The 21396-nt window shown below is 43.0% G+C and carries 18 protein-coding genes; 9 read left to right on the plus strand and 9 right to left on the minus strand.

Annotated elements, in window-relative coordinates; genetic code table 11:
- Nucleotides 1–36: 36 nt before the first annotated feature.
- Nucleotides 37–654, plus strand: a complete 618-nt coding sequence (locus KIH41_RS10940; RefSeq protein WP_214162403.1) for a DUF4230 domain-containing protein — start codon at nt 37–39, stop codon at nt 652–654.
- Nucleotides 655–656: 2 nt separating this feature from the next.
- Here KIH41_RS10940 and KIH41_RS10945 read toward each other — a convergent pair whose 3' ends face one another.
- Together KIH41_RS10945 and KIH41_RS10950 are read right to left on the minus strand one after the other, a co-directional pair.
- Nucleotides 657–1169 carry an acyl-CoA thioesterase gene (locus KIH41_RS10945; protein WP_213945958.1) on the minus strand — a complete coding sequence of 171 codons (513 nt, stop codon included), beginning with the start codon at nt 1167–1169 and terminating at the stop codon, nt 657–659.
- Nucleotides 1162–1692, minus strand: coding sequence for a DinB family protein (locus KIH41_RS10950; RefSeq protein ID WP_213945959.1), 531 nt, complete (start codon nt 1690–1692; stop codon nt 1162–1164). The genes KIH41_RS10945 and KIH41_RS10950 overlap by 8 nt, the downstream gene beginning before the upstream one ends.
- Nucleotides 1693–1762: 70 nt before the next feature.
- Here KIH41_RS10950 and KIH41_RS10955 point away from each other — a divergent pair, with 70 nt between their 5' ends.
- Both KIH41_RS10955 and KIH41_RS10960 read left to right on the plus strand, forming a co-directional pair.
- Complete coding sequence (locus KIH41_RS10955) at nt 1763–3115, plus strand: M20/M25/M40 family metallo-hydrolase (RefSeq protein ID WP_214162413.1); 1353 nt, start codon at nt 1763–1765, stop codon at nt 3113–3115.
- Between the two features lie 142 nt (nt 3116–3257).
- On the plus strand, nt 3258–5285 hold the full coding sequence (locus KIH41_RS10960) for a M3 family metallopeptidase (RefSeq protein WP_214162404.1): 2028 nt from the start codon (nt 3258–3260) through the stop codon (nt 5283–5285).
- Nucleotides 5286–6252: 967 nt separating this feature from the next.
- On the opposite strand, the gene KIH41_RS10965 is transcribed toward KIH41_RS10960, so the two are convergent.
- From KIH41_RS10965 to KIH41_RS10975, 3 genes are all read right to left on the minus strand, one after another.
- On the minus strand, nt 6253–7248 hold the full coding sequence (locus tag KIH41_RS10965) for a cation diffusion facilitator family transporter (RefSeq protein WP_213945962.1): 996 nt from the start codon (nt 7246–7248) through the stop codon (nt 6253–6255).
- Nucleotides 7249–7308: 60 nt separating this feature from the next.
- Complete coding sequence (gene arsC, locus KIH41_RS10970; RefSeq protein WP_214162405.1) at nt 7309–7647, minus strand: arsenate reductase (glutaredoxin); 339 nt, start codon at nt 7645–7647, stop codon at nt 7309–7311.
- A 63-nt stretch (nt 7648–7710) separates the two neighbouring features.
- Nucleotides 7711–7896, minus strand: coding sequence for a CsbD family protein (locus KIH41_RS10975; RefSeq protein ID WP_213945964.1), 186 nt, complete (start codon nt 7894–7896; stop codon nt 7711–7713).
- 134 nt (nt 7897–8030) lie between these two features.
- On the opposite strand from KIH41_RS10975, the gene KIH41_RS10980 reads away from it, so the two are divergent.
- Nucleotides 8031–8969: a tetratricopeptide repeat protein gene (locus KIH41_RS10980; RefSeq protein WP_213945965.1), complete on the plus strand. Its 939-nt coding sequence runs from the start codon at nt 8031–8033 to the stop codon at nt 8967–8969.
- Here KIH41_RS10980 and KIH41_RS10985 read toward each other — a convergent pair.
- From KIH41_RS10985 to KIH41_RS11000, 4 genes are all read right to left on the minus strand, one after another.
- Nucleotides 8962–11928, minus strand: coding sequence for a PAS domain-containing protein (locus tag KIH41_RS10985; protein ID WP_214162406.1), 2967 nt, complete (start codon nt 11926–11928; stop codon nt 8962–8964). The genes KIH41_RS10980 and KIH41_RS10985 overlap by 8 nt on opposite strands.
- Before the next feature lie 392 nt (nt 11929–12320).
- Nucleotides 12321–14585: an aconitate hydratase gene (locus tag KIH41_RS10990; protein ID WP_214162407.1), complete on the minus strand. Its 2265-nt coding sequence runs from the start codon at nt 14583–14585 to the stop codon at nt 12321–12323.
- A gap of 135 nt (nt 14586–14720) precedes the next feature.
- The gene (locus KIH41_RS10995) at nt 14721–16022 is read right to left on the minus strand and encodes a TIGR00366 family protein (protein ID WP_214162408.1); all 1302 of its coding nucleotides are present in this window, start codon (nt 16020–16022) and stop codon (nt 14721–14723) included.
- A complete protein-coding gene (locus tag KIH41_RS11000) occupies nt 16019–17038 on the minus strand; it encodes an aldehyde dehydrogenase family protein (RefSeq protein ID WP_317194941.1) in 1020 nt (339 codons plus the stop codon). Before KIH41_RS11000 ends, KIH41_RS10995 begins: the two co-directional genes overlap by 4 nt.
- Before the next feature lie 156 nt (nt 17039–17194).
- On the opposite strand from KIH41_RS11000, the gene KIH41_RS11005 reads away from it, so the two are divergent.
- The 5 genes from KIH41_RS11005 (at nt 17195) to cas6 (ending at nt 21355) form a co-directional block, all read left to right on the plus strand.
- On the plus strand, nt 17195–17542 hold the full coding sequence (locus KIH41_RS11005) for a 4Fe-4S dicluster domain-containing protein (RefSeq protein WP_213945969.1): 348 nt from the start codon (nt 17195–17197) through the stop codon (nt 17540–17542).
- A 188-nt stretch (nt 17543–17730) separates the two neighbouring features.
- Nucleotides 17731–18069, plus strand: a complete 339-nt coding sequence (locus KIH41_RS11010; RefSeq protein ID WP_213945970.1) for a DUF3276 family protein — start codon at nt 17731–17733, stop codon at nt 18067–18069.
- 107 nt (nt 18070–18176) lie between these two features.
- Nucleotides 18177–19259, plus strand: a complete 1083-nt coding sequence (locus KIH41_RS11015) for an AI-2E family transporter (RefSeq protein ID WP_213946000.1) — start codon at nt 18177–18179, stop codon at nt 19257–19259.
- A 14-nt stretch (nt 19260–19273) separates the two neighbouring features.
- Nucleotides 19274–20371 (plus strand): redox-regulated ATPase YchF, encoded by a 1098-nt coding sequence (ychF, locus tag KIH41_RS11020; RefSeq protein ID WP_213945971.1) that lies wholly within the window; start codon nt 19274–19276, stop codon nt 20369–20371.
- Between the two features lie 102 nt (nt 20372–20473).
- Nucleotides 20474–21355 carry a CRISPR-associated endoribonuclease Cas6 gene (cas6, locus tag KIH41_RS11025; protein ID WP_213945972.1) on the plus strand — a complete coding sequence of 294 codons (882 nt, stop codon included), beginning with the start codon at nt 20474–20476 and terminating at the stop codon, nt 21353–21355.
- The last annotated feature ends 41 nt before the right edge of the window (nt 21356–21396 follow it).

Here is a 21396-nt window from a genome sequence, read left to right on the forward strand (position 1 = left end):
ATTGGGATTAACTTAAAGCTTACTAGATTAAAACTAATGATTAGATTTTTACTCGGAATTGTAGTCACCTTAATAATTGGTTTGGGCGTTTTGTTTTTTATCAACAAAAACGAAAAACAGGAGCAAACGGAGATCAATTCCTCCATGATCCAGGAACAGATAAAAAATGTGGGCAAGCTGGTCGTGGTGGAAGGGCACTTCAGCCAAGTGATGGATTATAAAAACACCCGCCAAAATTTCTTCAGGATTTTTCCCTCCAATAAAAAGGTATTGGTGGTGGTCAATGCTAAAGTGACGGTTGAGTATGACCTAAGCCAACTGCAAACCCATATCGATGAGGAAAACAGAATGGTTTACCTCAATTACATCCCAGACGCTAACATCAACATCTACCCTGATTTGGAGTACTACGATGTGACTCAGGATTATTGGAACCCACTAAAGGCTGAAGACCTGAATAAAATCCGCAAAACAGTCGACAATGTGATCCATGATAAAATCGACAAAAGCGACCTGAAAAAGCGGGCACATCAGAATTTAATTTCCGAGCTGCAGAAAATCTATATCCTGACCAATTCTATGGGCTGGACTCTGGTGTATGATGAGCAGCCTGTGGAGTCACAGGACATGCTCATGAATATCCGTCTCAGATAAGCTTACTGCTGAAGCTTCAGCTTTATGGCCTTTACTCTATCCTTCAATTCCATTTTCGAAATATCCAGATTCTCAGAAGTGGCTTTCAGGTAATCAACGACTGCCCCCTCATGCGTCGTCAGCTTTCCTTCTTTTATGGTCACATATTTTAAGGTGGTCCACAGCACGGTTTTCAGTTCCTTTCGAGTATCATCGGTCATATAGTACTCGACCAGCACCGTGTTGTGGTCATACCACAATATCCGGGTCATAATTCTCACCCACTCCCCCACTTTGGCAGGCCGCACATAGCTAATATTGTGATTGTACACCACCCAGGCAGCTTTGTATTTCTTGATAAAATCAATCATTTCTACACCGTACAACTTGGGCACCTGATCTTCCCGGGCATTGAAGAAATAATCAAAATATTTGGCATTGTTGAGATGCTGCAGCGGGTCACAATCTTGAAATCTGATGACTACCCTGCTTTCGGTTTCTTTTGGATAATGCTTTTCCGGATTATATTCAAACATGTCTGGTATACCTCTCTTTTAAAATGTTCATATGATGGATAAAATGCCCGGCCAAAATATTGACAATCGCCCTTGGAGAAATGTTTTTCCCATTTGCCGAACCTACTCTTTGCCAGTCCTGTTCCGAAAAACTGTGCCCCAAAAGCAGAATTGATTTTCTGGTCTGCTTAAAATCCTCCACCAGGTAATCAATAGACAACACATTGCCGTGAGAATGACTTGCGTAATCATCCTCATCAAAACCTGGCAAATTTTGCAGATCCCCTCTGCCAATACACAAAGCTCTATAAGCCATCACCCGCTCCGTATCGGTGATGTGCAAGAGCAATTCCTTTGGGGACCATTTGCCCTCCTGATAAGGAGTCCGCAGCCACTTTTCATCCATTTCCAAAAACTCCTCCTCCACCGTCTCCATTTGCTTGACCAGCAAATCCATCAGGATGGTATCTTCTGGGATCAGTTTCAGGTAGCGGACAAAATATGGATCATATTCACCTTCTTTGGGTACTATGCGCTCATTCATATAAGAAAACTTTCATGCCATGATCAAAAGGTTAAATTTAGCCTTTATTTCCAAACTAATTATTGAAACCATGAAGCAATTAATTGCGCTAGCACTATTTCTCTTAGCCTGGGACCTTTCGGCACAGACCAGGATGATCAACCGAAACCCGGAAATTGAAAAAATGGTAAACGAGGTGAAAGCCGAAAACCTGGAACAATACGTAAGGGACCTGGTGGATTTTGGCACCCGCCATACGCTAAGCGGCACTCAAGATGGAAACAGGGGAATTGTACCCGCTCAGCAATATGTACTGGAAAAATTCCGATCCTTTGAGGCAGATGCAGGCGGAAGACTTTCTTCCGAGATCGACATGTTCGACATCCCAGGTGATGGAAGAAGGATTCCAGAGGATGCAGAAATCGGAAACGTAGTAGCCACACTTAAAGGAACCGACCCAAATGACGACCGGATATTCCTCATCAGTGGCCACTTGGACAGTAGAGCCTCAGATGTCATGGACGCAGAAATTGACGCCCCAGGTGCCAATGATGACGGTTCCGGAGTCGCTGTCGTGATCGAAGCCGCAAGAATATTAAGCAAAATGGAATTTCCCGCCACCATTATCTTCATGGCGGTGTCAGGCGAAGAGCAGGGCCTAATCGGTGCTGTGCATATGGCCAAAAAGGCAAAGGAAGAAGATTGGAATATCGTAGCCATGCTCAACAACGATATGGTGGGCAACAGCTACTCAAGTGAGACCCACATCAAAGACAACACCAGAGTGAGGGTGTTCAGTGAAGGCATTCCTTTACTTGAAACCGAAGAAATGGGCAATATGAGAAGATACACCAATGGTGAAAATGACAGCAAATCCCGCCAACTCGCCAGGTACATCAAGGAAATCGGTGACCGCTATGTAGACCAGTTGGAAGTGAAACTGATTTATCGCAACGACAGGTTCCTGAGAGGCGGTGACCACACTCCATTTGCAAGAGAAGGCTTCACAGCTATCAGAATGACCGAGTACAATGAGAACTACCATTATCACCACCAGGATGTGCGGGTGGAAGACGGACAGCAATACGGGGACCTTCCTGAATTGGTAGACTATGAGTACCTGAGAAAGATCACCGCAGTGAACTTGGCCACTTTAGCTAGTTTGGCGGCAGCCCCATCTGCCCCCGAAAATGTGGGAATCGATGTAAGCAGGCTTGTCAATACCAGCACCCTAAAATGGGAAAAACCAGCTACCGGAAATCCAAAAGGTTATTATGTCCTGATGAGAGAAACAGATCAATCCATGTGGGAAAAGAAGTTTTACACAGAAGACCTTGAGTTGACCGTCCCCTACTCCAAGGACAACTATTTCTTTGCCGTGCAGGCAGTGGATGAGAAGGGAAATGAAAGTTTGGCTGTATTTCCAAGGCCCTTGAGAAGGTAAACCCAAAAGCTGTCTCCCATCAGGAGGCAGCTTTTTCATTTTTAAGCCTACTCCTATTTTTTCTCCCCCTATTTGAACACCGAGGTTATTCCAGAGTTTTGTATTTTTACAAACAGACAAAGACACACAAACCAATTAATATATGAATCCATTGTTGGAAAAATTTGACACTCCATTTGAAACCCCACCTTTTGAGAAAATAAAAACTGAGGACTTTTTGCCGGCGATAAAAGAAGCCATTGAGCTTTCCAAAGCAGAAATTGAAAAAATAAAGGCAAACGAAAACCCGACTTTTGAAAACACCATTGAGGCAATGGACAACGCCGGAGAGAAACTAAACGTAATTTCCTCCATCTTTTTCAACCTCAACTCTGCCGAGACAAACGACGATATCCAGAAATTGGCCAGAGAAATCTCCCCTTTGCTCACCGCTTACAGCAATGATATCCTATTGGACAAGGAGTTATTTGATAAAGTGGATGCCGTACACCAGCTAAAGGACAAGCTGTCCCTGGACGAGGAGCAGCAGATGCTTTTGACCAAAACCTACAAGTCCTTTGTGAGAAATGGCGCAAACCTTAATGAGGAAGACAAAACCAAGCTGAGGGAGATAGACAAGGAGCTTTCCCAGCTTAGCCTTCAGTTTGGTGAAAATGTGCTGGCCGAAACCAATAAATACGAAATGGTAATCGAGCAGGAAGAACAACTCGAAGGACTCCCTGATTCCATAAAAGAAGCGGCCGCCCATACAGCCACCGAAAAAGGGCATGATGGCAAGTGGGTCTTTGACCTTTCATTTCCGAGCTATGTCCCATTTATGACTTATGCCAAAAACAGAGAGCTGAGAAAAGAGCTTTTCATAGCCTATAACACCAAAGCCTCCAAAGGCGACAACCTGGACAATAAAGAGATTATCAAAAAGCTTTTAAAGCTTAAAAATGACCGCATCAAGCTCTTGGGTTATGAGAAATATGCCAGCTTCATTTTGGAGGAAAGAATGGCCAAAAGCCCTGAGAGCGTGTTGAACTTCTTAAATGACCTGATGGTAAAAGCCAAGCCTTTTGCAGAGAAAGAGGTGAAAGAGTTGACTGAGTTTGCCAAAAAACTTGACGGGCTGGAAAAGCTTGAAAAGTGGGACTTTGGCTATTATGCAGAGAAACTCAAAAAGGAGAAGTATGCCGTAGATGACGAGTTGTTGAGACCTTATTTTGAATTAAAAAGCACAGTAAACGGTGTATTTACCACAGCTGAAAAGCTTTTTGGAATCAAATTTAAAGAGAATAAAGATATCCAGGTCTATCACCCTGATGTAACCGCCTATGAGGTATTGGACAACCAGGGCATCCACCTTGCAGTATTTTACGCTGATTTCTTCCCTAGAGCAGGCAAGAGAAACGGAGCCTGGATGACCAGCTATAGAGGGCAAAAAATCAAGGACGGCAAAAACCAAAGACCCCATGTGAGCATTGTGTGCAATTTCACCAAGCCCACCAAAACCAAGCCTTCCCTGCTCACATTCAATGAGGTGACCACCTTGTTTCATGAGTTTGGCCATGCCCTTCACGGCATGCTTGCCAACACAAAATATGAGTCCCTTTCTGGCACCAGCGTGTATTGGGATTTTGTGGAGCTACCTTCGCAGATCTTCGAAAACTGGTGTTATGAGAAAGAATGCCTGGACCTTTTCGCCAAGCACTATGAGACCGGTGAAAAGATACCAGAGGAGCTAATCGAGAAAATCAAGGCTTCAAGCAACTTCCACCAAGGCTACCAGACCATCCGCCAGATCAGCTTCGGGTTACTGGACATGGCCTACCATAGCACGGACCCCGACAAGATTGCTGATATTCCTACTTTCGAAAAGCAGGCTATGAGCCAAACGGAACTGTTGCAACCGGTGGAAGGTACGTTGATGAGCACCTCCTTTTCCCACATCTTCCAGGGCGGGTATGCAGCAGGTTATTACAGTTATAAATGGGCTGAAGTGCTGGATGCAGATGCCTTTGAACTATTTCTGGAAAAGGGGATTTTCAATGAACAGGTAGCAAAGTCCTTTCAGGAGAACATTCTATCCAAAGGTGGAAGCAGACACCCTTTGGAGCTTTACAAAAACTTTAGGGGCAGGGAGCCCAAGCCAGATGCCTTGTTGAAACGGGCCGGATTGGTATAAAATAACAAAAGGGGATGATAGATCATCCCCTTTTGTTTTAACTAAAGTAAATTTTTATACCATATCTAAAAAGTAAGGTTTGAAAATTAAATTACTACGATGAATCCGATGATAACGGCCCATGCAATCGCTGAAAGGGTTAAAAACACCTTGAATTTTTTGTCCTCGTTCATGATAATATAGTTATTTGGTTAATTGATTTCTTTAATATGTACGCAAGGTACATTAAAGATTGTTCAAAATCAACTTTTATAGGTACAAAATACACTTTTACGTAGTTAATTTTACAAAAGATGGCCGTAAACGTCTACGGGGCAGATTTTATTATAAAAAAAATATTTTTTATTCTTTGGAAATTTATCGAATGGGCTAATTTTCTTTGCTTTTGGATCAATGTTAGGAATCATGGTCGGCCAGGAGAAAGAAGGATCTGAGGACAGTATATTTACTAATTCCCTTTCCTGAAAAAACGAAAGGGATGCTTTCGCATCCCTTTCATAGTGTGTAATTTTCTACCATATTAAAAAGTTTTAATGTGGAAACTGCATGGTGACAGTACAAGTGAACAAACGATAGCTCCTAAATCACAATTATGAAGCCGATTATGATAGCCCAAATAATTGCGGATAAAGCTATAAATACCTTGAATTGCTTTTCCTCGTTCATGACCTTTTTGCGTTTTATAGATTCTTGACCAGTTACTTAATACATATGCAAGATACATAATTTCAGGTTTTAAATCAATATTTTTAGGCATCAAACACAAAATATTTATTTGATTTTAACGATCCTTTCCAAACATAGCCCAAATATTATAAAATTTTCAATTCAAAATATAACTTAACCTTTTGGATTTAATTTTTTTAGAAATCAATAGACATAGGGTTTACTAAACATTTTATCCCAAAACCTGTTAAGCCGGACAATGAATTGATTCCCAATTTTTTAAGGAAAATTTGACAGAATTTTATCGCTTGGTAAGATCGTGGTAGTGCTTTTGGTTCTTGGCCATATTTACGGCATTCCACCTCACCCTTTTGATCATCTCATATTCCCGAACTTTGCAATCTGTAATTTGGCAGTAATGACAGCACTTAAACGGCACACACGGGTCCACATGAACGAACACCTCAATATAACCCGGCAAGTTTTCCTTCAGCACATCTTCAACCTCCTCTACCTCGTCATGGACTTTCTTGAGATCGTAGTAGTATGGAAGAGTCAGGTGAAGGTCAATATGCTTATCAGGGCCATATTGCTGAACCCGCATATTATGAATATCAATCCAATTGTTTTTCCTGCTCAAGTTTAGGACTTTCACCGCATCAGCCATGGCTATCGGGTTGGTTTCATCCATCAACCCCGCTACTGATTTCCTTACCAAGAGATACCCATTGTAAAGGATGTAGCCTGCGAAAAACAAAGAAAACACGCTGTCCAACATATACAGACCCGTCCAGTAGATCACCCCAACACCTACCAGCAACACCAAACTCGACACCGCGTCGGTTTGTAGGTGGCGCCCGTCGGCCTCTAAAGTTAAGCTATGTAGCGCCTTGCCTTTTTTATAAAGCACTAATCCCAGCAGGCCGTTTATCAAGCCACTTATTCCTACTAGGAACATGCCGGTAGGAAGATGCTCCAGAGGTTCTATGACAAATAAGCCGTAAATGGCCCTGTAAATTATAAAAACCCCAGCGAGCATGATCAAGGTCCCTTCTATCCCCGCACTAAAGAACTCGATTTTCCCGTGTCCATAGGGATGGTTTTCATCCTTTGGCTGGGCAGAAAGGTAAATACTGTAAAAGGCAAATCCCGAGGCAATTACATTCACTATGCTCTCGAGGGCATCCGTGAGTATTGCTGTTGAATTGGTAATGTAGTAGGCATAGAATTTCACCATAAGCAAAACTACGCTTACAATAACCGAAAGCACGATCCATTTTTTTCTCTCAGAATACACCTTGACACTCAACTAGGATGGGACATGTTACCAAAAAAAATCCCTCAAAAAGAGGGCAAATTAAATAAGGCTTTTTACATTTTCAGGTGGCCTGCCAATGACCGCTTTATCACCTTTTATGATTACTGGCCTTTCCATCAGGATAGGATTTTCTGCCATGGCCCTGATCACCTCTTCGGCAGTAAGGTTTTTATCTTTGAAATTTTCCTTCCACACTTTTTCGTTCTTTCTTACCAAGTCTATCGGTTCCACCCCCAGCTTTCCGACCAGTGACTTCAGATCTTCTGCATTCAGTGGGGAATCAAGATATTTGACCACCTCAGGATTAAGGTTGTTATCCTGCAAAATTTTCACAGCCTCTCTGCTCTTTCCACAGCGGGGATTATGCAATATTTTCATGTGATAAGGTTTTTGATGGAAAATAAAGGTACAAAAAAAGCCGGATAAACCGGCTTTAGATATTTAATCATCAAAAAGGGTCTTTTTGAGATTGTCTTTGGTTTCTCCAGTCTTTTTCTGAAGCTTGCCCAATAGCTCATCCTCTTTTCCTTCGATATAGGTTAGATCATCATCGGTCAAGTTACCGTATTGTTGTTTTAACTTGCCCTTGAGCTCATTCCAGGTTCCTTTCAATTTCAAATTGGCCATAGTGGTTATATTTATGTTTATGATACGTTCCACTATCCAAAAACTATTCCACGTTCCTAAGCCATTTTGAGAAATTGCCAGCATGATTGCAAACCTTTCCTTAACTTTGCACCAGCTTCAAAAAAATCCCTATTATGAAATTCCATTACCTGCATTTATTTCTTTTATTTGCCTTGACTACCGTTTCATCCTGCGACAGTCCAGAGGACAAAAAGGGGAGATTTTTACTCAAAGGAAACAACCAGATACAGGAAAATGACTACGCAGGCGCCATACGTTTTTATGACGAGGCGTTGAGAATTGATGAGAATTTTGCCGAGGCACACCACAACCGCGGCATTGCCAATTATAAATCGGCCAACCTTGCCGCCGCAATCCAGGATTTTACAAACGCTATCCAAATAAACCCTGATTACACCGATGCCATCCATCAACGAGGGCTCGCCTACCTGGATCAGGGGGAGTATTACAAATCGCTGGAGGACGCTAACCGCCTGATTAAATCCGAGCAAGAGGACAGCAGGGGGTATTTTCTAAGGGGATTGGCAAATGAGGCAGTAAAAAGACATGAAGAAGCCCTAAACGATTTTGAAACGGCTTTGGGCCTCAATCCCAACAACCCGGATCTGTTGGTCAACAGGGCTACTATTTATTTTTACTTGGACAGATTTGACCTTGCGGAAAATGACCTTCAACAGGCCCTTGACCATGCGCCTAGAGAGTCCAACATTTTCAACCTGCAATCCATGATTGAATTTGAGCGGGGCGAGTATCAAAAAGCACTGGAGTCGGTAGAAAAAGCAATTGCGCTAAATTCTCGGCAGCCATTCTTTTACAACAATAGGGGCTTGTATAGAATCAAAACCGGAGAAATGGAAAAAGGGCTGGAAGACATTAATTTCAGCCTTAAGCAAAATCCACGCAACCTATATGCCCTGAGAAACAAAGGCATCTATTACTACTATGCAGGCCAGAAAACGCAGGCGCTTCAATATCTGGAAGAAGTCTACCAAAAGGACGCTTCCATCCCCTTGACCGCTGAATACCTGGAAAAATCCAAAAACCTTAATTGACCCTGATCAGGTGCTTAATCTCTGTTAACAAAGCCTTGGCATTAATAGGTTTGGAAACAAACCCGTCAAAACCATTCATTGCAATTTGGTCCTGAATTTCGGTTCTATTGGCTGCCGTCAAGGCAATTACCGGCACGCTGGAAATTGACTTAATGGTTTCGGTGGCCAAAAACCCATTCATTACCGGCATTTGTATATCCATCAGCACGATATCGTAGTGCTTTTTACCCACCGCATCCACGGCTTCCAAGCCATTGCTTACCCGGTCAAACTGGTAGCCCCATTTCTTTATGATCTTGCCCAACACCAAAGCATTAACTTCATTGTCCTCGGCTACTAGAATTTCAAGTTTCTGAGAAGGGATATTGGGATTAAATTCGGCGGATTGATCCATTTCGCTATCTTTTTTGGTTTCGTGGTTATTGGCTAAGGGTAAACTCAACATGAAATAAAACCTGCTCCCCTCCCCGACTTTGGAGTCAAGATGGATCTGGCTTCCCATTTTGTCGAGCAGCTTTTTGGTGATGGAAAGACCAAGGCCCGTCCCACCATATTTGCGGCTAAACGAACTGCTCACCTGTTCAAAGTCGTCGAAGATTTTGGAATGAAACTCTTGGGGAATCCCAACCCCGGTATCGACTACCTCAAAGTTAAAGTCTGCTCTCCCATCCCTAAATCCGGCAAACCCAACATTCACATCCACCTGCCCTTTTTTGGTAAACTTCAGGGCATTGGTCAACAGGTTATTTAAAATCTGTCCTATTCTGACCTTGTCACCCATTACTTCAAAATCCATATTGCCGATAAAGCTCATATTCAACTCATTACCGGTATCTGTGGCGTGAAAGCTCAAACCGTTCACCACCATCTCAACCAAATTCTGGATTTTGATGGGAGCTGATTCCAGTTTGATTTTCCCAAACTCTATTTTCTGAAAATCCAACAAGTCATTGATGATAGTAATTAAGTTTTCTGTAGCGAAATTGATGGTCTTCAAGGAGGATTCTAACCCATTTGGCAGGTTTTCCTGCAACAGGGAATATACCGATCCGGAGATCGCATTGAGCGGAGTGCGGATCTCATGGCTGATCATGGACAGGAATTCCGACTTGGTTTTGCTGGCCTGTTCGGCGGCTGATTTGGCCTGCTCCAGCTTGGACTCGGTCTGCTTGATTTCCGTGATATCGGTGAAGTAACCATACCAGGTAATCTCGCCGTTGGAAAGTTTCTCAGGAATGGAGCTGGCCTGGACCCATTTGTAATTCTCCCCATTTTCGGAAAGTATCCTAAACTGCCCATGCCAAGGCTTGAAACTTTGGGCTGATTGCAATATCCCTTCCACAAACTCTTCCACATCCTTGGGATGGATCCTGTTTAGGACCGCCTCAAATCCTCCATGCTGGTCAAATTCCTCCTCGCTGATCCCAAAAATCCTATTGATACCACTGCTGATGTAAGGAAATTGCAGCTTGCCATCCTCACCGCAAACCAACTGGTAAAGTACTCCGGGCATCTGATCCGTTACTCTTTGCAAAAACTGGTGGGATTCTTTCAGCGAAGCTTCCAACATGATCCTATCAGAAATATCTCTGGACATAGCCAAAACATATTCCTTGCCGCCCAATTTCACGAGCTTGGTATTCAGCTCCACGGGCACGCTTTCTTTTCCTATGATATGATGCTCACTTAGCGAAAGAAGGGACTTCTGCTTTCTCAGATTCTCCAAATGCTTTTCCCAACTTCCAGGTTTTCTAAATGCCGGCTCAAGCACCCTCAAATTCATCGGGCTCTTTTCCTCCCCTTCCTTCAGAATTCTTTCTTTAGCTTCCTCATTTTGGAAAATAATATTCCCGTCAAGCTCCGCTACCTGCACAGCATCCGGTGTAAGGTTAAAAATTTCCTTAAACAACCCCAGGTTGACCATCACCTCTTCTTCTTGGGTAATGTCCTGAAGGGTACCAAAGGCTTTTTTTAACACCCCATTTTCGGTTTCGCCTTTCCCAATGATCTTTACCCATTTGAAATTGTTGTCCTGGGTGGAAATCTGAACCTTGGTTTCAAATGACTTCCCGCTCTCAAGCAGTTCGCCAAAAGCAGCTTTTAACTTGGTCCTACATTCAGGCACACAAAGCTGAATCCACTCAAAAATATCATAGCGGTTACCCGTAGGAAAATCATAAATATCATAAATCTCTTGGCTCCAAAAGGTACGGTAAGTCAACAAATCCACTTCCCAAACCCCAAACTTGGCGGCCAGCTCTCCCATTTTGAATAGTTGGTTCTGGGAATCCAAGGCCAACTGCTGGGACTTGAGGTTGTCTATATCCCTACCCACAGCGTGGAGTTTATCCTGCTTATAGGAAACATTCCACTGCAACCATTTATAAGCGCCTGACTTGGACTTAAACCTGAAGGAAAAGGATGTGGCCCCGTTTTGAAGTTTTACCTCCTGTAGGGCTGTCCTGAATGGCTCCCGGTCTTGGGGATGCACAAATAGGATCAAACTGGTATTGGCAAATTCAGAGGGTAAATAGCCCAGCAAATTGGTAATCGAATTGCTAACCCAATGAAAAGACGTCCCCTCCCCTATGCCAAAAATGTCCAGGCTGTTTTCAAAAAGCGGTAAGGGAGAGGCATTGATCGGCTCAGGACTACTGCTTATTTTCTTGCCTTTATGGAAGAGTAAGTAGTTCTCCCCCAGCCCTTTATTTCTTTCAAACTCAAATGAGAAAAGGCGCTCATTCAACTGAAAAGTAACCCGGTCGTTATTCTCAAAACTGGTAATATCTACACCTAAGCCTAACAGTGATTCTTTTTCAAGATTATACCCTACTGCTTCCTTAAAGGCTGCATTGACATAAAAAATCGTAAAAGGCGTTTCTCCATCTGCCATAAAAATCAGATCCGATGAGGCATCGATGATTTTTTTAAAAGTAGAATGGATCCCTCTGTTTTCCATCTGTTTATTTGTAGTTCAAAAACTGATTTTTGTATTTCATACAAATTTGATTAAATAATTGAATAAAACAAACCTTATATACAAAATAATTTACACACAGTTACAGGTGAATTACAATGGTTTACCGCCCTTTTATATATAAAGATTGGTGCCAATTGGCCTATAGGTACATTTTACCAAAAAACTAACCTAAAAAAGGCCGCTCAATTTGAGCGGCCTTTCAGCAATTTATTCAATTTCCGTTCCTCGGCTTTCGGTCTTCCGTCTTCGGTCTCCCGTCTCCCGTCTTCGGTCTCCCGTCTCCCGACTTCGGTCTCCCGTCTCCCGTCTTCGGTCTCCCGTCTCCCGACTTCGGTCTCCCGTCTCCCGTCTTCGGTCTCCCGTCTCCCGTCTTACTTATTCTTCTCCTTGATCAAGTTCAAAGCAGAACCGGCTTTAAACCAACCGATTTGACCTTGGTTGTAAGTATGCAACACCTCGATCTCATTCTTGGAACCATCAGCATGGTTAAGAACCACCGTCAAAGATTTGCCCGGAGCAAAGCTTTCCAAGCCAACGATGTCGATGTTGTCATCTTCCTGGATCAAATCATAATCTGCAGGATTGGCAAATGTCAAAGCCAACATTCCTTGCTTCTTCAGATTGGTTTCGTGGATCCTGGCAAATGACTTCACCAAGATAGCTCTAACGCCCAAGAACCTTGGCTCCATGGCCGCATGCTCTCTAGAAGAACCCTCTCCGTAATTTTCATCACCTACCACGATAGAACCGATGTTGTGCTGCTTGTAATGTCTCTGCACAGCTGGAACCTCTCCGTACTCACCAGTCAATTGGTTTTTTACAGAGTTGGTCTCCTCATTGTAAGCATTCACAGCTCCTATGAGCATGTTGTTGGAAATGTTATCCAAGTGGCCTCTGAATCTCAACCATGGACCAGCCATAGAGATGTGGTCAGTGGTACACTTGCCTTTTGCTTTGATCAAAAGCTTCAACCCATTCAGGTCAGTACCTTCCCAAGGCTGGAATGGCTCAAGCAACTGCAATCTTTCTGACTGTGGATCAACAATTACGTTGACACTGCTACCCTCTTCGGCTGGAGCCTGGTATCCTGCATCCTCAACTGCAAAACCTTTGGTTGGAAGTTCCAAACCAGTTGGTTCATCAAGTTTCACCTGCTCACCGTTCTCATTGGTCAAGGTATCTGTCAATGGATTGAAGGTCAAGTCACCTGCAATAGCCATAGCAGTCACAATTTCCGGAGACGCTACAAATGAGTGCGTATTTGGGTTACCATCAGCTCTTTTTGCAAAGTTACGGTTGAATGAAGTGATGATGGAGTTCTTCTCCTTCTTCTCAGCACCGTGACGCGCCCACTGTCCGATACATGGTCCACAAGCGTTGGCCAAAACCACTCCGCCCATAGAACCAAATGTATCCAGGAAACCGTCTCTTTCTACGGTAAATCTTACCTGCTCAGAACCCGGTGTGATGGTATATTCAGATTTCGCTTTCAAGTTCTTCTCAACGGCCTGCTGGGCCAAAGAAGCTGCGCGAGAAATATCCTCGTAAGAAGAGTTGGTACAAGAACCGATCAAACCTACCTCTAACTTGGCTGGCCAGTCGTGCTTCTTCACCGCTTCAGCAAACTTGCTGATCGGCCACGCCAAGTCCGGAGTGAAAGGACCGTTGATGTGTGGCTCCAACTCAGAAAGGTTGATTTCAATCACCTGATCGAAATACTGCTCTGGATTATTGTACACCTCATCATCACCAGTAAGATGTTCTTTCACCCCATTGGCCAAGTCAGCTACGTCAGCTCTGTCAGTACCTCTTAAGTAGGCTTCAGATTTTTCATCGTAACCAAAGATGGAAGTTGTAGCACCGATTTCCGCTCCCATGTTACAGATGGTACCTTTACCGGTTGCGGAAAGGTTTCTGGCACCTTCACCGAAATATTCAACTACAGCACCGGTTCCACCTTTTACAGTAAGGATACCGGCCACTTTTAGGATTACATCCTTTGCAGAAGCCCAACCAGAAAGTTTACCTGTCAATTTAACCCCGATAAGCTTTGGAAACTTCAGTTCCCAAGGCAAACCAGCCATTACGTCGCAGGCATCAGCACCACCGACACCGATAGCAACCATACCTAGACCACCGGCGTTTGGGGTGTGGGAATCGGTACCGATCATCATACCCCCTGGGAAAGCATAGTTCTCCAATACTACCTGGTGGATGATACCCGCACCCGGCTTCCAGAAGCCAAGTCCGTATTTATTAGAAACAGAGCTAAGGAAATCATATACCTCTCTGTTTTTGTCTTTAGCTTTGTCCAAATCAGCCGTGGCTCCAACCTCAGCTTGGATCAAGTGATCACAGTGAACTGTGGAAGGCACAGCAACCTGGTCTCTTCCTGCTTGCATAAACTGCAATAGAGCCATTTGCGCAGTTGCATCCTGCATGGCTACTCTATCAGGCTGGAAATCCACGTAAGACGCTCCTCTTTCGAAGGCCTCAGAAGCTTCCCCCTGCGATAGGTGGGCATAAAGAATCTTTTCAGTTAAAGTCAGTGGCTTACCCACCGCTTTTCTTGCAGCCTCTATACGCTCTGGAAATTTAGCGTATACTGCCTTGATCATTTCTATATCAAATGCCATTTTGAAATGAATTATTTAAAGAATTTATTTAGTTTCAAATTAATCTCAGGCAAAGATAAAAAAATAGAGGTAAAATTGAAGGATTAAATGCTTGCCATTCTTATTTAGAAAATGTATAAAAGAGCACCAATCCCGCTAAAACATCAGGTAAACCCCTACTCCTAAGACCATGGCAGCTACAATGAACACCAAGGCTGTGTACTTGATCACTTCCTTTGCTGACACGCCGGTGATGGCCAAAAGCGGCAAAGCCCAAAAGGGCTGCAGCATATTGGACAGCTGGTCCCCATAGGCCAAAGCCATGATCACTTTGGCATACGGCAACATAAAAGCCCGGGCGGCCTCCATCACTACTGGCCCCTGCACGGCCCACTGCCCTCCTCCCGAGGGAACAAACAAATTAATAAGGGCGGCGCTGAAAAAGGTCCAAACCGGAAATGTGGACGGGGACGAATTTTCCACAAAGAAGCCTGCCACCAAAACCAACAGTCCAGAATACTTTAAAACACCCAAAATCCCAGCGTAAAACGGAAACTGCAACACAATGCCAGTAGCGCCCCCGATGGCATTTTGAATAGCTTTTACATAATTATTGAGATCAAGATGCAGGCATAGCCCCAAACCCAACAGGAAAAAGTTGACAAAATTAAGGGTGATAAAACCCAGGCCTTTTTCCGGTATGTTGAAGAAATCGAAAAGGCTCAAACCCAAAATCACCAATCCCACTATTAAGCCCAAATAGTTCTTGGGGGTAGCCAGTTTTAAAAAGTCAACTTGAGGGGGAGGGTATGATCCGGTATTATTTCTTTTGGATAAAATGACAAAAGTCATCAGTATAGCCACCACCAAAATGGCGTTGATGACAAAATTGAATTGGCTCAACAGGGTTTCTTCCACTCCTATCACCCCGATCTTGTCTACCAGGAAATGATTAGGTTCGGCTACTTTCAAAGGAGCCGAGCCCGAAAAACCCCCATGCCATACCAACATGCCCACATAACCTGCTGCAGCCACAAGTGGATAATTGATGCTAATGCTATCCCGCTGGCATTGTTCGCCGATTTTCCTGGCCAGCACAGCGCCCAGTATCAAGCCAAAACCCCAGTTGATGTATCCGGCAAGAAGTGTAACCGCTGCCGTGAGGATCACAGCGGCCGTATTGCTTTTGGCCTTTTGGGCCAAAGCAGCCAATCCCATGTCTACTATTGGAGAAATGGCCAAGGCGTGACCAAAGATCAGGATCAGCACCATCTGAAGGGTGAATTCTAACAGCTCCCAAAAACCCATTTTCCAAAACTCCAACACCTCAAAAGCATAGGCCCCAAGGCCCACATTTTCCGGTCTGGTAAATAAAATTGCCCCAGCCAAACAGAAAACTGTCAGCAACAGGGCAATCTCAAAAGGTGATGGAAAAGTAAGCTTCAGGCTGGATTTCATTTCAGGTCAATCAAAAAAGCCATGGTATCCACATTGTCGGCATAATCTTCCAATCCCGGACACTGCGCATCCCCAAATGGCAAACTATTTTTCAACTGCCCTTCCTTGCTTACCACGCATTGAATTTTATCAGTATAGGAGGAAAGCTTGCTCTCCAATTCCTGTTGGTCCTCATAAATCTCATAATAAAGTACTGAAATCGGCGAAACCAAACCCTCCCCTTTTGTCAATAGCAAAAACCCATTGTCCAAATGCGGCTGCTGATTGACCAGGTAAATGGACTTGTTGTAATCGTAATTATTGCGGTACTTATGGTGGTTGATCACCGATTCAAAGGGCTGTATAGCCTTGAGGAAGTCCTGCAACTGCTCCTCATTGGGAAGAAACACTTTAGAAATATTCCTGCAGCCCAAGCCATAATATTGAAAAATATCATGGCCCAAAGCCAGGTAATCCTTTTCCCCTTCCTCACCTGTGAACACAGCCACTGAACTGCGGTTTTTCCGGATGATGTTAGGATATTTGCCAAAGTAATACTCAAAATAACGGGCCGAATTATCACTGCCCGTAGCAATATAAGCATCCATTCCCTTGAGCATGGACTCAAAATAGATGTAATCCGCAAATCGGGGCTCCGCTGCCACCAACTGTTCAGCAAGCCATTTCATGAGAACCTCATCGTTGGAACTGAGTTTACCGTGAAACTCATGACCGCTCAAAAGCACGGTCATAAAATCATGAAAACCAACCGCAGGCACGTTTCCAGCCATCAACACCCCTATTTTTCTTGGGCTCTCAATGCTTACAAGGTCATATTTCCCCAGCCAATCGGCCAAAGCTTTTTCCTGCAAAAAGACCTGCAAGCCTTCCAGCGCTGACCGGGTCTGCTCCTGAGTAAACCAATTATTGTTGTTTTCTACTCTTCTGGACAAGGTTTCAAACTCTTCTTCAGAGAGGTTTTCAAGGGTTTTACCTAGATTTACAAAGGCCTGTATTCTTTCTTGGAGGGTCATCATCGTACTAATTTAGGGAAGCAAAGATAAAAATTAAAGCCCTAAACCATACAGGGCATTTGTAAATCATTAAGAACGATTATAAATTAGTTAGCACACTAACATTATTATTGGGAGATTGTTAATTGCTTATTAGATTTGAAAAAAAATAAGAGAATAATGGCCATAATGATAACCGACGAATGCATCAACTGTGGTGCATGCGAACCTGAATGCCCAAACACTGCCATCTATGAAGGCGGGATAGAATGGACTTGGGGCGGAGGAACCAACCTGAAAGAGGTAGTGCTGCCGGATGGCACCGTAGTGGATGCCAACGAAAAGCAGGAGCCTTTATCGGATGAATTTTATTATATAGTGTCGGACAAATGTACCGAATGTATAGGTTTCCATGAGGAACCACAGTGTGCGGCTGTATGTCCGGTAGACTGCTGTGTGGATGATCCAGACCGCAGAGAAACCGAAGAAGAGCTGCTGGCGAAAAAGAAATTCATGCACGGTGAATGAGGTCCTAAAGAGTGGTAAATTCCACTCTTTTTTTATTTTGGAGCTGTAAAACACTTAAATTAAACCATTTATAATTACACAGCACCTTGTTTTTCAAAAAAAATACCTAAATGGTTTGATTTTAATAAGTATAATGATTTAAATTGTCTCGAATTTAATTCATTTCGATTATAAAACAATTTTGGACAGTGGAAGAGAATAACGGAAATGCCAGAGAGGAGATCTTCTCAAAAAAAGTAAAAGCAGGAAAAAGAACTTACTTTTTTGACGTGAAGTCAACCCGTGCTAATGATTACTACCTCACGATCACAGAAAGTAAGAGAAAGACAAGAGATGACCAATTTGTATTCGAAAAGCATAAGATTTTTCTTTACAAAGAAGATTTCGGCAAGTTTGTAGACGCTCTTCAGGATGCGGTAGAGCACGTGAAAAATGATTTGATGCCAGAAATTGACTTTTCTCAATTTGATGAGCAGCCGGAGGAAGTAACCTCTAACGAATTTGGTGAAGAGCTTAAGTGGGATTAATCTCCCCTTTACATAAATTCTAAAATAAGGCCATATCCTGGGTATCACCATTTGGATAGGCCTTTTTTTTGTGTTATCCGTTTAAGAATTTATAACTTCACGTCATGATAAACAGGCTGCTGCTCTCCATATTAATAATCCTGTTGATTTTTATCCTTTTGGGTTGGTATTTTTCCAATATCACCCTTTATTTTTTATTCTCCTTGGTACTGGCGGCCACTCTGCGACCATTGACCAACCGGATCAACAATATCCATGTCTTTGGACAGCAAATCCCCAGGTGGACAGCCATCCTATTTTCCTATCTGTCCATCCTATTGGTCATTTTCCTGATCAGTTTGTTATTTATCCCCTTGATTCGGGCACAGATCGGCATTATCACTGAACTTGACATTGACTTCCTTTACGACCAAATACAGCGCCCCGTTGGCAGGATAGAGGAGATCCTGATCCGCTGGGATTTGGTCAAAAACGAACCGGGTTTTCTGATCACCATGGTGAGAAACAACCTGATGATGAGTTTCAGCGAGATAAATATCCAGGGATTTATTAATGGGGTGATCAATACTACTTCGAGCTTTCTGATTAGCCTTTTGGCCATCGCCTTCATATCCTTTTTCCTGCTGCTGGAAAATGGGCTGTTAAGAAGGAACCTGATCCAGTTGGTTCCCAATAAATACTTCGAAATTTCAGTTTCCACTTTTCATCAGGTAGAGCAATTATTGTCAAATTACTTGATAGGACTGCTTTTGCAGATGACCGCCATTTTCTCACTGGCTTCGTTAGGATTAAGCATTTTACGGGTGGAATATGCCTTTACCATTGCAATTTTTGCCGCTGTGGCAAACCTCATCCCCTATGCGGGACCGCTTCTGGGCGGGATTTTTGGGATTCTGGTTGGTCTATCCACAGGTGATTTTAATAGCGGAGCCGAGGTTTCCTGGTTTGTTTTAAAAATCATTTCCGTGTTTGCCCTGGTGCAAATGACAGATAATATTCTCCTTCAGCCGCTTATTTTCTCTAAATCTGTAAAAGCGCATCCACTTGAAATATTTGTTATTATCTTTGCGGGTGCAAAAATTGCAGGTGTTCTTGGAATGATTTTCGCAATCCCAGTCTATACTATATTCCGGGTATCTTTCAAAGAGTTCTATAAAGGTTACAAAGAGTACCAGATATTTAAAATTTAATAGTAAAAAGATCCATGGCATTACAATGTGGAATCGTGGGCTTGCCAAACGTTGGCAAATCGACATTATTTAATGCATTATCCAGTGCAAAGGCTGAGGCAGCCAATTTCCCTTTCTGTACCATTGAGCCAAATGTTGGCGTGGTAACAGTTCCCGACAGAAGATTGCAGATTTTGGAATCTTTGGTCAACCCTCAACGAGTAATGCCGACCGTGATTGAATTTGTCGATATTGCAGGCCTTGTGAAAGGCGCAAGCAAAGGTGAAGGTTTGGGAAATAAATTTTTGGCCAATATCCGTGAGGTGGATGCCATCGTACACGTGATCCGTTGCTTCCAAGATGACAACGTGGTCCACGTAGCAGGATCTGTGGATCCTATTTTTGACAAAGAAGTAATTGACACCGAGCTCCAGCTGAAAGATTTGGAATCGGTGGAGAAAAAAATCCAGCGTTTGGAAAAAATCGCCAAATCCGGTGATGCCAAAGCTAGAAAAGAATTGGAAACCCTTCAGTTATTCAAAAAAGGTCTTCAGGAAGGCAAAAACGCCAGGGCCATTGAAGTAGAAAAAGAAGATTTAGAGGCAGTTAGAGATTTACATCTTTTAACTATCAAGCCAGTTTTATATGTAGCCAACGTAGATGAAGGCAGCATCTTGACTGGAAATGAGTTTGTAGACAGGCTGAAGGAGAATGTAAAAGATGAAAATGCCGAGGTAATTGTGTTATGTGCGGCAATAGAGTCACAGATTGCTGAATTTGATGACGCAGAAGAGAAACAGATGTTTCTTGAAGAATACGGTTTGGATGAAAGCGGATTAAACAAACTTATTGCAGGTGCGTATAGTTTACTTAATCTGATCACCTACTTTACAGCAGGCGTTCAGGAAGTGCGTGCATGGACCATAAAGCGGGGCTGGAAGGCTCCACAGGCCGCTGGAGTAATTCATACCGACTTTGAGAGAGGCTTCATTAAGGCCGAAGTTATTAAATTAAATGACTACGAACAGTATAAATCTGAAGCTTCCTGCCGTGAAAATGGCAAAATCTCCATAGAAGGCAAGGAATATGTGGTACAAGATGGAGATATAATGCATTTTAGGTTTAACGTTTAATGGATTTCAGGATTTTATTGCTAATTTTGAATCGACTATATTGACTAATCCTTATTTAATTAGTAAAATTTAATTATTGTTTAACTTTTCATTTTTATAATCGTGAGAATAAGACTTATATTTTCGTTGAAAAACAAAGGAGCTTATTTACCCTTTCATCACCAGTACATTTTGGCCCAATTTCTTAAAGGCCTCATTGTAAAAGGTGGACGAGAAGAGTTTTTTAACTACAATTACTTCAATTTCTCTGGTCTAAAAGGACAGACCAAAGTAAGTAGAAGCGGCTTACACTATTACTCAAGCTTAGTTACCCTCGTGCTTTCATCACCCAATGAAGACTTTATGGATTATCTGCTGGAGCAAGTGTTCAACACGCCTAAAATTGAGTTAGGAAATCTTATCATTTCACCCGAGTACACTGAGCAGGAAATCGAACCTACTTTGGAGACCTCAAACAAATTCGTTTGTATCTCTCCTCTAGTATTGTTGACTCCTTCCTTTAATGACGACTCAGGGAAAAGATTCATCAACCCAGATACCGACGAATTCTCGGATCTGCTTTATGAATCCACCCTAACCAGAATGGAAAGGTCAGGCTGGTATTCCCAGGAACAAATGGAATCTTTCTATAAATTCCAGGTGGTACCAGATATGAATTATGTAAACAAGCTTCGCGAGCAGCAGAAGAAATTCGCAAGAATCTATTCTGTGTATGACATGGATGTGAAATATGAAGTAAGAGGATACACCCTTCCTTTCACTTTGTATGCAGCACCTGAGGTACAGGATTTCGTATTTAAATGCGGTCTTGGAGCATTTACCCACAAAGGGTTTGGTATGCTAGACCTTGCTAACAATGCGCCTAGCCAAAGGACAGAGCCTTACAAATTCAAGCGTGAAGGCTTCGTGCCTTACAAATCGCAGGATTCCAGCAGGCCTCCTAGAACCTCCCCTACAGAAGAGGAAAAAAATCAGGAAGATTAAAAATTGAAAAGTCCCGGCGCTTAGTGCTGGGGCTTTTTTTT

This window comes from Litoribacter ruber (genome assembly GCF_018500185.1).
Classification (GTDB): Bacteria; Bacteroidota; Bacteroidia; order Cytophagales; family Cyclobacteriaceae; genus Litoribacter; species Litoribacter ruber.